The organism is Pseudomonas sp. 2995-1, assembly GCF_002742505.1.
In the GTDB taxonomy this organism is placed as follows: domain Bacteria; phylum Pseudomonadota; class Gammaproteobacteria; order Pseudomonadales; family Pseudomonadaceae; genus Aquipseudomonas; species Aquipseudomonas sivasensis.
Window position 1 is genome coordinate 1 of record NZ_LJSA01000535.1, and the last position, 302, is coordinate 302.

Consider the following 302-nt stretch of genomic DNA (forward strand, 5'->3'; position numbering starts at 1 on the left):
GTTTGTCTCTGCTGATTTAACACCAACAAGAAGGACACGCTCTTCATTCACTTGCATTTCCTTTTCCAAATTACTTTTCTCTCTTCTTATTCCAATTTAACATCTGTATGGTGGTATGCTTTTTTAAGATAAGTACTTTTCAAAGTCATTAACTCAGCTTTCCCATAGTCGCCTTCTTCTAAAAGACGTACTGCCTGAGACCTTATGGCTCTTTCTAATAAATTTCGAATAAATCTTCCATTACTAAAATGCTCTTCTTGCTGATTTTTTGCATATGTTAAAAGTTCTTTCAATGTCTCTTC

General features: G+C 34.1%; 1 protein-coding gene. It reads right to left on the reverse strand.

Going from position 1 to position 302, the window contains the following annotated elements; translation table 11 throughout:
* Positions 1–86 precede the first annotated feature (86 nt).
* On the reverse strand, positions 87–302 hold a 216-nt coding region (locus AOA61_RS27720), incomplete at its 5' end, for a hypothetical protein (protein WP_218197394.1).